The organism is Niabella drilacis (assembly GCF_900101395.1).
Lineage (GTDB): Bacteria > Bacteroidota > Bacteroidia > Chitinophagales > Chitinophagaceae > Niabella > Niabella drilacis.
In genome coordinates this window covers 384,295-397,119 of sequence record NZ_FMZO01000001.1, presented here as the reverse complement: position 1 = coordinate 397,119, position 12,825 = coordinate 384,295, and the positions used below count along the sequence as shown (strand labels likewise).

Annotated in this window: 12 protein-coding genes; 4 read left to right on the top strand and 8 right to left on the bottom strand. The window is 49.4% G+C overall.

Translation table 11 applies throughout. The features are described 5' to 3' along the window. Positions 1–2: 2 nt before the first annotated feature. The 3 genes from BLS44_RS01780 to BLS44_RS01770 all read right to left on the bottom strand — a co-directional run bounded on the left by BLS44_RS01780 (position 3) and on the right by BLS44_RS01770 (position 1,218). Complete coding sequence (locus BLS44_RS01780; RefSeq protein WP_245729065.1) at positions 3–368, bottom strand: GntT/GntP/DsdX family permease; 366 nt, start codon at positions 366–368, stop codon at positions 3–5. An 80-nt stretch (positions 369–448) separates the two neighbouring features. Next, positions 449–658, bottom strand: coding sequence for a hypervirulence associated TUDOR domain-containing protein (locus BLS44_RS01775; protein WP_090388294.1), 210 nt, complete (start codon positions 656–658; stop codon positions 449–451). 8 nt (positions 659–666) lie between these two features. Further along, a complete protein-coding gene (locus BLS44_RS01770) occupies positions 667–1,218 on the bottom strand; it encodes a DUF488 domain-containing protein (RefSeq protein ID WP_090388293.1) in 552 nt (183 codons plus the stop codon). Positions 1,219–1,404: 186 nt separating this feature from the next. On the opposite strand from BLS44_RS01770, the gene BLS44_RS01765 reads away from it, so the two are divergent. Beyond that, complete coding sequence (locus BLS44_RS01765; RefSeq protein WP_090388292.1) at positions 1,405–2,091, top strand: SMUG2 DNA glycosylase family protein; 687 nt, start codon at positions 1,405–1,407, stop codon at positions 2,089–2,091. 6 nt (positions 2,092–2,097) lie between these two features. Here BLS44_RS01765 and BLS44_RS01760 read toward each other — a convergent pair whose 3' ends face one another. The 4 genes from BLS44_RS01760 to BLS44_RS01745 all read right to left on the bottom strand — a co-directional run bounded on the left by BLS44_RS01760 (position 2,098) and on the right by BLS44_RS01745 (position 6,655). Next, positions 2,098–3,027, bottom strand: a complete 930-nt coding sequence (locus BLS44_RS01760) for a Dyp-type peroxidase (protein ID WP_090388609.1) — start codon at positions 3,025–3,027, stop codon at positions 2,098–2,100. Between the two features lie 58 nt (positions 3,028–3,085). Beyond that, entirely contained in the window at positions 3,086–4,672 is a 1,587-nt protein-coding gene (locus BLS44_RS01755; protein ID WP_245729064.1) for a sulfatase-like hydrolase/transferase, read from the bottom strand. A gap of 105 nt (positions 4,673–4,777) precedes the next feature. Then, positions 4,778–5,374 (bottom strand): GNAT family N-acetyltransferase, encoded by a 597-nt coding sequence (locus tag BLS44_RS01750; RefSeq protein WP_090388290.1) that lies wholly within the window; start codon positions 5,372–5,374, stop codon positions 4,778–4,780. 150 nt (positions 5,375–5,524) lie between these two features. After that, positions 5,525–6,655 carry a glycoside hydrolase family 88/105 protein gene (locus BLS44_RS01745; RefSeq protein ID WP_090388289.1) on the bottom strand — a complete coding sequence of 377 codons (1,131 nt, stop codon included), beginning with the start codon at positions 6,653–6,655 and terminating at the stop codon, positions 5,525–5,527. Between the two features lie 291 nt (positions 6,656–6,946). Here BLS44_RS01745 and BLS44_RS01740 point away from each other — a divergent pair, with 291 nt between their 5' ends. The 3 genes from BLS44_RS01740 (at position 6,947) to BLS44_RS01730 (ending at position 11,381) form a co-directional block, all read left to right on the top strand. Further along, on the top strand, positions 6,947–8,179 hold the full coding sequence (locus BLS44_RS01740) for an oligogalacturonate lyase family protein (RefSeq protein WP_090388288.1): 1,233 nt from the start codon (positions 6,947–6,949) through the stop codon (positions 8,177–8,179). Beyond that, complete coding sequence (locus BLS44_RS01735) at positions 8,176–9,621, top strand: glycoside hydrolase family 28 protein (protein ID WP_090388287.1); 1,446 nt, start codon at positions 8,176–8,178, stop codon at positions 9,619–9,621. Before BLS44_RS01740 ends, BLS44_RS01735 begins: the two co-directional genes overlap by 4 nt. A 164-nt stretch (positions 9,622–9,785) precedes the next feature. Then, positions 9,786–11,381, top strand: coding sequence for a sulfatase family protein (locus tag BLS44_RS01730; protein ID WP_176954283.1), 1,596 nt, complete (start codon positions 9,786–9,788; stop codon positions 11,379–11,381). Positions 11,382–11,462: 81 nt separating this feature from the next. Here the strand turns inward: BLS44_RS01730 and BLS44_RS01725 are convergent, their stop codons facing one another. Next, positions 11,463–12,797: a rhamnogalacturonan acetylesterase gene (locus BLS44_RS01725; RefSeq protein WP_090388608.1), complete on the bottom strand. Its 1,335-nt coding sequence runs from the start codon at positions 12,795–12,797 to the stop codon at positions 11,463–11,465. Between the last annotated feature and the right edge of the window lie 28 nt (positions 12,798–12,825).

The window sequence follows — 12,825 nt, the reverse complement described above, 5'->3', positions numbered from 1 at the left end:
AGTTACAAAAGATCGGAAGCCCCACAATAAACCCGGTAAGGCTCATGGCAAAGGCAGATCGTTTGCTGCCTGTCCGTTTTTACAATTGCATTGGCCATTGCTGTTGTTGCCCGGTTGGCGTGTAACACAAAACCCAATGCTGTACCAAGGACTATAATAAAGCCCGGCGAGCCCATCATTTTCCCAAAGCCTTCTATCATCAGGGAAAGAAGGGAAGCCGTACCCAAGCCGCCCAGGCTGCCGGTTACAAAGCAAGCAGGGGATAATGAGAAGAAAGGGTGCACCCGGTAACAGGCACTTGAAAGAATAATGAGACCGATACCGGCCGGCAGGACCAGCACAATAAAGAAAACAGGAGAAGCAGGCATGCCGCAATTTATTATTTAATTCCGAATATCCCGGCGCTGGCCCTTCCTTCACGTCCTTGCATACGCATCCCCGGCCCTTCTTATTCCCGCGTAAGTGCAGCTCCTTTGTGTGCGGCAATATGATCCGATTTGCTGCTCCGGATCTCGTATTGCGGATCTTCTGCAGTGGCGTGATGCGTGTACCCTTTGTACGAAAAGTCCTTTGTATGCACTTTAATGATAGTACCCGAAACCCTTCCCGCCTCTGAATTCCAGCTTACTTCATCACCTACTTTAAATTTTGTTGCCATAACCGTTTTTATTTCGCGTCAAATAAATTTTCATCAGCATAAAAAACACGCCCGTCATAAATACGTGCCGGTGCCGTATACGGATGCTCCTCTGCTTTGCCTACTCCCATAATATGCAGCACCGTCCAGCCCTTTGCCTTCAGGTAATCCGATACCAGGGCCCGGTGACAACGCCACCACACAGCTTCTGCACACATATATACAGTAGGTTGTTCCAGGGCCCGTACTTCCAATGCATCCATAGCAATCTTAAATGCATCCGTTTCCATATAGTCTGCATATCCCCGGAATGCCTCGTTACGCCACCGGCTGTTTTCCGACCCGGGCCTGGCTTTTCTGCGACCGCCCAGGTCTTCGATATGCACATAGCGGATGCCGGCCTGCTGCAGCGCCGCTGCCAGCGGCTCCCTATTAAACTGCGGGTACTTCCGGGAACCCGGGAACCGCCGTATATCTGCCAGCAACCCAATGTTAAAAGACTCCAGCATTTTTATAAATACTCCCAGCGGGTGTGTGGAGTGGCCAATAGTATAGATCGTATGTTGCATTGAAGGCTTCATGTCTGTTACCGCCTGTTAAAATTAAGAAATAAAAAATAAGCAGGCAGCCGCTGCTGCCCAGGACCCTATCATAGTCTCTTCAGCACCTTCTTAAAGATAATGGAACAACAGGTTACGAAGATCGGCTATGCGAAATGGGTCCTTTATCAACAATATATCATAAATTAGAGCATAAAAGAGCATACATTGAAAACGGTTGCAGAGAAGATCATCGCTTTTAACAAAAAGCTTCAATATAAAGGTGCCTTGCCCCCCGGATTCCGCGTGCTTAATCCTTTCCGCGAAAATCCTGAGACCTTCCCCGTGATGGAACAATTCTATTCCAGGTTCTACAATGACCATCACCAGCGCAGGCTTATTATCGGTATCAACCCCAGCCGCCATGGAGCGGGGCTTACAGGCGTTCCGTTCACAGATACCAAACGACTCGACAAAGTATGCGGCATCCGCATGCACTCCGTTAGCTCCCACGAGGTTTCATCAGTATTTATGTATGAAATGATCGAACAGTATGGAGGCGTTAATTTATTTTACCGTCATTTCTATATCAACTCACCCTTCCCGCTCGCCATTGTGAGGCAGGCCTCTCCGGGCAAATGGCTGAATGCAAATTATTACGATGATCCTGCACTATTTGAAGCCGTAAAGCCATTCATGATCCGGAGCCTCCGGCAACATATTTCCATAGGGATGGATACTAAAAAAGCATTTGTGCTGGGTAAAAAAAATGAAACGTTTATCCGTAAACTCAACCAGGCAACGCCCATGTTTGATGAGCTGATCACCCTGGAGCATCCGCGTTTTATACAACAATACCGGTCGAGATATAAACAGGAATATATTGATAAATACCTGCAGCTGTTAAGTGCTTAGGTCTTTTCAATCACCGGAAAAAGCCTTCAACATATCCAGTGTGGGTGCAAAGAACAGAGTTCCTGTTTTTGCCGTACTGAAATCCAGCAGGCGGTCATAGTTTCCTTCGGGGTCCCCGATGAACATCCGGTCCAGCATTTTTTTTACGGTACTAAACGTACTGGCATACGCGATGAAATAAGTGCCCATTTCATTGGCGGCCATATTGCCAAAGGGCATATTGCCCCGGATGATCTTAAGGTCATCCCCTACATTTGCCAGGGCCGAATGAGAATTCTTTGGTTTAACATCATCCGGCATTTCCACATCACTATCCTTATACCGCCCGATGATACGCTCCTGTTCACTCACCGGCAAAGCTTTAAAGGCAACCAGGTCGTGCAGGTATTTCTGAACAAAGAGATAACTGCCTCCCCTGTATGCCGGGTCTTCATCTCCTACCAGCCCAAAGTAAGCCCGTTCGTCAGCACCGTGCGGGTTCTCCGTCCCATCAACAAAACCGATGATCGCACGTCCGTCCCAATACCGGAAACCATGCACTTCTTCCACACAAAGCGCTGCCGGTTGCAGCAGTTCCGACAGGTCGGCAGCCATATCATAACAGATACTGCTGGTATTACCCCGCAGATGAAAATGCAGATCGCCCCGGGTGGCTACTGCTGTATGCTTTTGCCCGGAAACAGGAACAAAAGATTCCAGCTCACGGGGAAGCGGATCCGGAAGTGCAAGCCGGTTCCAGGCATCAAACCCGATCCCCATTACACAGCTCACCCCTTCATCCGGGAAACGGGTATATGCAGAATGGTTGAGGTTAATGACCAGCGCACAGATCCGCTGGAAGACTTCTTTAACAGCTACATCTTCTTTAAAGTTCCATACCATGAATATGGTATTAACGCTATGGTAGTCCAATACATTTTGCGGTTTGGGATTCATGTTCATGATTTATGCAACTAATTTAGTGGTTTTCCGGCTGAATACAGCAATCTGTATATCACCGGATCTGTACAACATTCTTTTCATCACTGAACCATCCGTTCTCCAGGTCACCTTCGCATTGCTCAAGCAGTTCCTGTTGCATGCGCTTTAATTTCCCGGGGTATTGTGCAGAAAGATCCTTTTGCTCCCCCGGATCATCCGGCAGGTGGTATAGCTGAAAAAGTTTTCGCGGTGCATAATAACGCAATTTCCATCCATCGCTGGTAACCAGGGCTGGTCCCATAAACGAAGCAAAGGCAATAGCAGTGTGACCCCCGCCACTGCGGGCCGGGCGCCCCTGTAAAACAGATAAGTATGAGCGCCCGTCCTTCGGGTCCTTCAGGGGAACATGCAGCAGATCGGCCATTGTAGAAAGAAAATCGTAGTTGGTCACGAGCCGCCCTGTTACCCTTCCCTTTCCAAACCGGGATGGCCAATATACGAACAGCGGTACTTTTACCCCTCCCTCCCAGTTACTGCGCTTTAAACCTGCCATTCCATGATTGCCGTCAAAAACATCGCCCCCGGCAGCACTGTAAAATTTGTTGGTTACATTGTTGTAGAATGCCCCGGTGCGCATATCCCGGTAGGGTTTTTCCACACGTCCTTTATAAGCATAATAAAGTTCATGACCATTATCGGAAGAAAAAACGATCATGGTTTTTTCCGCAATCCCCAGTCGCTGCAGTTCATCCATAATCACAGCAACGTCGTCATCCAGTCGTTTGACCATGGAGGCATAGGCTTTTTCAATATTGGTAAGCGAATCTGCAAACGCCAGTTCGGGGTGCAGGGCCGGTATGGCCACCGGGCCATGCGGCAGCTGGGTAGGATGGTACAGGAAAAACGGACGGTCTTTATTTTTTCTTATAAATGCCAGCATTTTTTGCAGGAACAGGTCCTGCGAGTACACTTCCTTTCCGTTCATATTCCACCGGTCCTGCTCCTGTATGCTATCAGAGCCCCATTCTCCTGTTTTTGCCGCATCGGGATGCGTATTGCCGGGAATGGTAATGCGTCTCCCATTCTCATGCAGGAACACAGGATAATAGCCATGGCACTGAATGTGATCATAATAGCCGTAATAATAATCCCATCCATGATTTTTTAATTGCCGGTCTGTAGTGGCAAATCCCCAATCCAGTTTTCCTACCTGTCCCGTTATATAACCCGCTTTTTTAAATACCTGGGGGAGGAAGAGCACATCCGGTTCCTGTCCGATAGCTGCATTCACCTTCGCCTGGGCCTGGGCATCTGTCAGTTGCCCCGTTGCTGTCTTTGTATAAATACCACCCCCGGTAAGCACATATTTCCCGGTTCTGCAATCACTGTACCCCGTAAGAAAAGTAGCCCTTGACGGCGCACAATAAGCGCTGGAATAAGCGTTCTCAAATACAATGCCACCACGGGCGAGGCGATCAATATGAGGCGTAGAAAAAAAGCGTTGTCCATAATAAGACAGCATGCCGGCACCCATATCGTCCGCCATTATATAGATCACATTGGGCTTATCTGCAACCAGCGGTTTCCTTTGCGCCTGCATAAAGAATGCCACAAAGATACCGGCCGCTAAAAAGACCGGCTTTAAAAGATCCTTTTTCATTACCATCCGGGGTTTTGTTGAAACAACAGGTAGTTACCAACACTATGGTAAATATAGAACAAATCAAAGAAAACAAGAACCCAGCATCAACAGGCAGGGAGCGGGTCATACATCATCCACCCGGGCGGATGCGTCCTTCTCCCATTTCATAAAATAAAGCGGGTACCCGAGGTTCAGCTCATTGTACACCCGGAAGCCATGTTTCTCATACCAGGGAATATTTTTTATGGTTGAAGTTTCCAGGCATACGACCCTTCCCAGTTCATCAGCCCGCTGTTTCAGTTCATTCAGCAGCCGGCTTCCCGTACCTCTTCCCTGTACCTCCCTGTGCACCCCGATAAACCAGAGGTAATACAAAGGCGCAACAACCTGCGTCTTTTTCAAAGCGGCTTCCCGTTTCAACACCTTAAAAACATTGGAACCAATGGCCCGGAGCACCAGCTTCAGATCCAGCAATACAGAGCGCATGGTGCTTTTCTTCAGGTCCGGGAACAGTACCAGGGCACACCCCCGGCCCTCCTCTGTAATAAACACCTCGCCGGACAACATGCAACGGTCAAAAGCATAAGCCATCAGGGCTTTTATCCTTTGCCTGCGCCCGGCATCCTGCCGGACAATATAATTAACGCTCCTGTTATCATCAAATGCGTTGGCCAGTATATCAACAACAGCAGCACGATCCCTTTTGCCCGCCTTTATCATTACGCAAAGATATCCGCATTTTCACTGCTGTAGCCATCGTTCTATTTCCGAACGGATCCTTTCTTAGTATTTCCCGCATATGCTGCAGGAGGCTCATTTATGTTCATAAAAAATCCCCGGGTGCACTCATCATAACCTTCAGCATTCCTTTTACCGTAACCGGTATACTTCGCTCCCAGCCAGCAAAAAGCATCCAAGCCCATAATCTTCAAAATCCGGAACGCTGCTATAGCCAACCGGCTGTCCGTCCTTTGGCTCCTTACCGGTTCCCTGCACATAGCCCAGGAATCCATTCTTATGTACGGCGTCGCTGACCATAGCGTTCCAGGCCCTTAAAAGGGCCGGCAGATACCGGCGCCGGTCCAGGATCCCTTTTCGTACCCCCCACGCGAACCCGTAGGTAAATAAAGAACTGCCGGAGATCTCCTTTCCGCCATAATGACCCGGATCATGCAGGCTCACAGTCCATAAACCCCCGGGCTGCTGTACTTTTATTAACGCATCCGCCATATCTGTAAAATCCTGCAGGTATTCTTTATAATGCGGATCAGATTCCGGTAAAATATCCAATACCCGCACCAATGCCGCAAATACCCAACCGTTTCCCCGGCTCCAGTAACAATCGTTACCATTAGGCTCTTTATAGGGAGGTACAAAATCTTTATCGCGCCACCAAAGGTGCTCTCCGCGGTTATACAATCCCCTGCCGCCATGATTGTTCTTTGTAAATGCATACAGGGCGTACATCTTATCAAAATACTTTTGCTCCCTGTACACAACGCCCAGTCTGGCAAATACGGGCATCGCCATCTGTATGGCGTCGATCCAGCTCCAGGCTTCATTGCCTTCTTTTTCTATTACCCGGTCCATACAAGCCTTTATATCCCGGATACGGTCTTCTTTTTTATCGACCTGGTAAAGGTCAATATAGGTTTGCCCGCAACACTGGTTGTCTGCACTCTTTGTAGCCGTGCCGCCCCACAATCCCCACCGGTGTTTTTCGCCCCAGTCTACAGCATAATCGTAATACTCTTTTTGCGGATCGATGGCGTACAGCGCCATCAGTCCTTCATAATAAACAGCGCGCGTCCACAGGTTGCTGGGGCGCTCTTTATTGGTAACCACCACCTTCCCCGGATCAGGCCATTTGTTCATAAAATACCGGTTGGTCCGCCGCAGCACACGTAACAGCTCTTTCTTTGCCGGGAGCCGTTGCGCCTCCGCGACGCCCGCGCCAAAAACAAAAGTCATTAGTACAATTAAAGATACAGATCGCATCATAGCAAGGAATTGAAGAGTGAAAGATCCACTCAAAGATAACGACACATTCAGGAACAGGCACGGATGAATATTCCCTGGCCCCGCCCCGGCGGAGTGTTCGGAAAATATACCAGGAGCAGGCCGGGGGAGCCTATAGAGCCCATGCGCTTTGTTACGATAGTTCTGCAAACACAGGGTATCCCGGGGAAGCATAGCGATGCGGCCTGGATCCAACATTATCCGATTAAGATGAATTTGTCATATCTCCGCGCATCATTAACCCGATAAAAATTCATAAATTGTACCCATCGAATGAAAAAGATATTCTTCGCCGGCCTGCTTCTGGGAGGCATAGCAGGCCACACACAACCGGTTCTGAAAACCGGTCCCGACATGCCCCGCGAGTGGATCGACGCCGACACGCATCACAAAGTGATCCGGCTCACCAACAACGACCGGAGCAACCTCAGCTTCTATTTCCACAACGACCCGTTTGCCGGCAGCAAAATGGTATATTACAGCACGGAAAAGATCCCTACGGCTGCCGCAAAACAGGAGACCTATAACAGCAATACCCGCGACCGGCAATTGTACCTGCTGGATCTGAACACCCTGCAATCCGAACGGCTTACCAACCACACTTCACCCATGCAGGGAGAAATCGTTTGTCCCCGGTTAAACAAAGCATTCTTCCAGGTTAAAGACAGCGTGTTTGCTGTGGACCTTTCCACAAAAAAGGAAAGCTTGATCTATATCTTCCCGGCAGACTTTAAAGCGACAGTTACCACAATTAACGCGGATGGAACCCTGCTGGCGGGCGCCCGGTATTCCGATGCCGAGAAAGAGCTGTTCCGGAAATATCCCGGCAAAGGCAGTTATTTCACGATCATTTATGAAGCCAAACTTCCCCGGACACTTTTTACCATCGATATCCGCTCGGGCCGGCTCAACAAAATATTTACCGATAGCGCCTGGCTGAACCATATCCAGTTCTCCCCCGCAGACCCCCGGCTGCTGATGTTTTGCCATGAAGGTCCCTGGCATAAAGTAGACCGGATCTGGACCATTAATGTTATTACAAAAACCGTAAAGCTGGTACATAAAAGGACCATGCCGATGGAAATAGCCGGGCACGAATGGTTCTCAAAAGACGGGAAGACCATCTGGTTTGACTTACAACAACCGAGAGGCGTCACTTTTTTTGTAGGCGGGACCGATCTGGCAACCGGAACAACAACAAAATACCGGCTGCAAAGAAATGAGTGGTCTGTTCATTATACCACGTCGCCCGACGGAAAGCTTTTTGCAGGTGATGGCGGCGCCCCCGGTGCAGTAGCCAAAGCCCCCGACGGTCAATGGATCTACCTGTTTACCCCGGAGAACGGGATCTTCAAAGCAGAAAAACTGGTCAATATGCAGCAGCATCGCTACCAGCTGGAGCCCAATATTCATTTTACCCCCGATCAGCGATATATTCTTTTCCGTGCCAATTTTGAGGGGAAAGAAAATATTTATGCCGTAGCAATAAAACCAACCCGGTCATGAAATTAAAATACTCCCTGTTGCTGTTACTGCTTGTAGTGTCCGGCACTGCGGGTCATACCCAGCTGCCTCCGCTTCCCTGGGCATCAAAAACAGGTGCTCAAAAATCCCCGTCGGGTACCCACATCTATTATGCAAACGATTACGGAGCCCAAAGCGATACGGCAACCCGGAGCACGGCTGCCATACAAAAGGCGATAGATCTTTGTGCAAAGAACGGCGGCGGCATCGTCGCATTCAGGCCCGGCACTTATGTTAGCGGTTCGCTGTTTCTCAAATCCAATGTGCATCTCAAAATAGACGCAGGCGTGCTGATTTTAGGTTCGCAGGATTTTGCCGATTACCCGGAGATTGACACCCGTGTAGCTGGTATTGAAATGAAATGGCCGGCCGCCCTCATCAATGTGATCAATGCGTCCAACGTAGCAGTAAGCGGAAAGGGTATCATCGATGCGCGCGGTAAATTTTGCTGGGACAAATACTGGAAGATGCGTAAGGAAGAATACGAGCCCAAAGGGCTGCGCTGGATCGTAGACTACGATGCCAAACGCGTTCGCACGTTCCTGGCACAAAACGCTTCAGACCTTACACTGAAAGGACTTACCTTTAAAAATGCCGGGTTCTGGACCGTACAACTGCTCTATTCCACAAGGCTGACCGTAGATGGTATTATTATCCGCAATAACGAGGACGGCAAGGGTCCCAGCACCGACGGCATCGACATCGATTCCTCCTCCTGGGTACTGGTCGAAAACTGCGATATCGATTGCAATGATGATGACTTTTGCTTAAAATCGGGCCGCGACTGGGACGGCCTGCGTGTAAACCGCCCCACAGAATATGTAGTGATCCGCAAATGTATCGCCCGCCGCGGCGGAGGCTTATTAACCCTGGGCAGTGAAACTTCCGGGGGCATCCGCCATGTACTGGCGACCGACCTGGTGGCTCATCAAACAGGCAATGGGTTCCACATAAAATCGGCGGTTACCAGGGGGGGCATTGTTGAGGACATCTATTTCCACAATATCAAAATGGACAGTGTGAAAAATGCGTTCCACTACACCATGAACTGGAACCCCAGCTATAGCTATTCCCAATTGCCCAAAGGATATGATGAAGATTCCATTCCCCCGCACTGGAAGGTAATGCTGCGCAAAGTTGAGCCGGCCTCCAAAGGAACCCCGGTATTCCGCAATATATATGTGTCTGATATCACCGCCAGGGGAATTACCAATGATATCATTACCGCTACGGGGTTGCCCGGGTCCGCCCTCAAGAATTTTGTATTCACCAACGTTCATATTTCCGGCGCCCATGCCGGCAGTATTACTCACGGTGACAACTGGGCATTCAACAACGTGGTCTTTACAGCAGCAGATCAGAAGCCATTATCTGTTGCTCAATCCAGCCGCATACAGGTGCCGGCATCTGCATCCGGGCCTTAACAGCTAATTGTACAAAAACCGCTCCTCCTTAAAGAGTAGCAGGAGTACCTGCCCCATTACCGCAATTTATTTTGCTTCTGTGAAAAAAAAAGTCGAACTCATATTAACTTCGGGCAAAATACAGGAAGTTCAAAATCCGCAATCTTCAAAAAATGCTGAATGCAATGAAATTAAAAACAGGAATCGGGATATTGTTGCTGGCCGGGCTTTCTCCTGGCGCAATGGCCCAGCAAAAGCGGCCCAACATTGTATATATCATGAGTGATGACCACGGCTACCAGGCGGTAAGTGCCTACGGGTACGGGTTAAATCACACACCCAATATCGACCGGCTGGCCAAAGAGGGCGCCCTGTTTACGCAGGCTACAGTCACCAATTCACTCTGTGCGCCCAGCCGGGCCGTGCTGCTTACCGGCAAGCATAGCTTTATCAACGGCAAGGTTGATAACATGGCGCGCTTTAACTGGGACCAGGATAATTTTGCCAAACAGCTTCAGCAACACGGCTATCAAACGGCCCTTATTGGCAAGATCCATATGGACGGACTGCCACAAGGTTTCGATTATTCCGCCGTGCTGATCGACCAGGGAGAATATTATAACCCGAACTTTATCATCAATGGTCAGCGACAACAGGTAAAGGGGTATGTTACGGACCTTACTACGGATATGACCCTGGACTGGATCGCCAAAAGAGATACCAGCAGGCCCTTCTGTGTGCTTTATCATCAGAAAGCACCTCACCGGGAATGGCTTCCGGCCCTCCGTCATATAAAGGAATATACACAGCAAACATTCAAAGAGCCCCCAACTTTATTTGACAACTATGCAGGAAGGGGCACTGCCGCCCATACAGCGGAAATGAATATCCTGAAACATATGAACTGGGCCGGAGACAACAAAATACCTCCCGCCCTGATGGATGAGCTGGGCATCCAACAATACCTTAGCTGGGACAAAGCCGCCTACAATAACAACCTGGGGCGTATGACCCCTGAGGAGCGCAGCACCTGGGATTCTGTTTATAACCCCATCATGGAAGATTTCAAAAAACGCTATCCCAAAATGACGCAGACCGAATTGATGCGCTGGCGCTATCAGCGCTATATGCAGGATTACCTGGGCACGGTGGCCGCTGTAGACGATGGAGTTGGCCGCCTGCTGGATTTTCTGAAACAAAACGGGCTGGATGAAAATACGATCGTTATCTATACCTCCGACCAGGGATTTTACCTGGGCGAGCACGGATGGTTTGATAAACGGTTTATGTATGAAGAGTCCCTGCGCACGCCCCTGCTGATCCGCTACCCGGCAGAGATCCCATCCGGCAGGCGCTCTGCTGCCCTGGTACAAAATCTCGATTTTGCCCCAACCCTGCTGGACTATGCAGGTATTCAGCCGCCGCAGGACATGCAGGGCCGCTCTTTCCGCAGGCTGCTGAACGGGAAAGATACCTCCTGGCGTGATGCAGCATACTATACTTACTACGAATACCCGGGCATTCATGCGGTAAAACGGCATTACGGGATCCGTACCGATCGCTACAAACTCATCCATTTTTACTACGACGTGAATGAGTGGGAGCTCTATGATCTGCAAAAGGATCCGCATGAACTAAAGAGTGTATACAATGACCCGGCATATGCAGGGACCCGTAAGACGATGCATAAAAAACTGGAGCAGCTAAGAAAGCAATATGGCGATTCTGACCAGAACGACCAGCGGTTCCTAAACCAGGCGCTGAAGAAAAAAGCTCCATAAAATATTATTCAAAACCTTACAGTTCTTCCCCAACATTGACGGCATTGGAGCGCTGAAATCAGCAGGGCCCATACCCCTGCGTTAATTCCCATCAGGTTTGGTCGCATCCCTGCCCGGGCTTTCGGGCCAGTAAAAGTCTGTATAGGCATCCGGCACTGAAGGATCGAAGAGCGGCTCACCCGGTTTGATCAGGCCGGCCAGTTTCAATGGCGCATTTCTTACACCGGTTATCATCAATCGCGCCACCTCATATGCACCAAACGGGCGGAAATGCGTATTATCCGCAATAGCTTCTTTTTTATTGGCAAACACACCGGCGGAAAAATGTGCAAAAGCCAGCAGGGACCCTTCCGGTCCCATTCTCTCAAAGAGGGTCTTGCTCATAGCATTGAGATCGATCAGTGCTACATGGCGCTCCCGGGCCGTTTGTCTTACGGCGGCCGGGTAATCTCCCAGGGTTTCCACGATCCTGCCGGCGCTGTCAAACTGTCTCCGCTGCACCGAAGTAACCAATACAGGAATACCGCCTTTTTTTCTAACCATATCGATAAAAAACTCCAGGTCCTTTTTATAAGTCGTAAAAGCGCCCACACCCGCCCCTTTTTGTTTCTGATCATTATGGCCAAATTCAACAAAAGCATAATCACCCGGCTTCATCAGGCTCAGCATTTTTGCAAACCGGCGGGCCGCTATGAATCCGCTTAATGTTTCGCCCGACTCTGCAAGGTTCACCACAGCAACCTTCCCCGGCTGAAAAAAAAAGGGGAACATCTGCCCCCAGGCCGAATAGGGTTCGCTGGCTCCGTCTACCACGGTCGAGTTCCCCGCCAGGAAAACAGACACAGCCGTTTTACTGGGTGTAATTTCGATAGCATTTACTTTGGGTTGGTTGCTGTTGAATTCAAGGGTAAGCTTATTATCCCAGTGCAGATATCCATATTCCCTCGCTTTGAGACGCACTTTCCGGTTCGTACCGGCAATGAGACTATCACGGATATTTACTGTAAATTCAATGAGGCGGTGCTTTCCCTTCTCCGTTTGAAGCCGGTTCACAAACATCCGCCTGTTTTCTGCCCGAACGGCAATATCTGCAGTACCCCGGTCGTCACCTGTCCAGATCTTTACATTATAATTCCCCTCGGGAAGTTTTACAGAAAAATAAAAGGGCTGGTCGCTGGTCAGGTAGCCATCCGTTAATGCGGCTTTCCCTGTATAAGTATTACTTACCACATGGGTACCCAAATCAATCCCGTATCCCCTTTGCTGATCAAATCCAGTGCCCGGCAATACTTTAACATATCCCTTCTCCACCCGACCCTGTCCAAAATCGAATTGAAAGCTTTGACCATACAACCCGGAATTCAAGACCAACACCAGCAAAACAAGCATACCTGCCCGGCCAACGATCTGTTTCATCCTATCTTGTTCTTTCGTTTTTCTGCTC

Bases quoted from the DNA above. Each gene is read 5' to 3' on its own strand.
- BLS44_RS01730 (WP_176954283.1), top strand. From the start codon at position 9,786: ATGAAATTAAAAACAGGAATCGGGATATTGTTGCTGGCCGGGCTTTCT.
- BLS44_RS01735 (WP_090388287.1), top strand. From the start codon at position 8,176: ATGAAATTAAAATACTCCCTGTTGCTGTTACTGCTTGTAGTGTCCGGC.
- BLS44_RS01760 (WP_090388609.1), bottom strand. From the start codon at position 3,027: ATGAATCCCAAACCGCAAAATGTATTGGACTACCATAGCGTTAATACC.
- BLS44_RS01755 (WP_245729064.1), bottom strand. From the start codon at position 4,672: ATGAAAAAGGATCTTTTAAAGCCGGTCTTTTTAGCGGCCGGTATCTTT.
- BLS44_RS01750 (WP_090388290.1), bottom strand. From the start codon at position 5,374: ATGATAAAGGCGGGCAAAAGGGATCGTGCTGCTGTTGTTGATATACTG.
- BLS44_RS01770 (WP_090388293.1), bottom strand. From the start codon at position 1,218: ATGAAGCCTTCAATGCAACATACGATCTATACTATTGGCCACTCCACA.
- BLS44_RS01745 (WP_090388289.1), bottom strand. From the start codon at position 6,655: ATGATGCGATCTGTATCTTTAATTGTACTAATGACTTTTGTTTTTGGC.
- BLS44_RS01775 (WP_090388294.1), bottom strand. From the start codon at position 658: ATGGCAACAAAATTTAAAGTAGGTGATGAAGTAAGCTGGAATTCAGAG.
- BLS44_RS01740 (WP_090388288.1), top strand. From the start codon at position 6,947: ATGAAAAAGATATTCTTCGCCGGCCTGCTTCTGGGAGGCATAGCAGGC.
- BLS44_RS01780 (WP_245729065.1), bottom strand. From the start codon at position 368: ATGCCTGCTTCTCCTGTTTTCTTTATTGTGCTGGTCCTGCCGGCCGGT.
- BLS44_RS01725 (WP_090388608.1), bottom strand. From the start codon at position 12,797: ATGAAACAGATCGTTGGCCGGGCAGGTATGCTTGTTTTGCTGGTGTTG.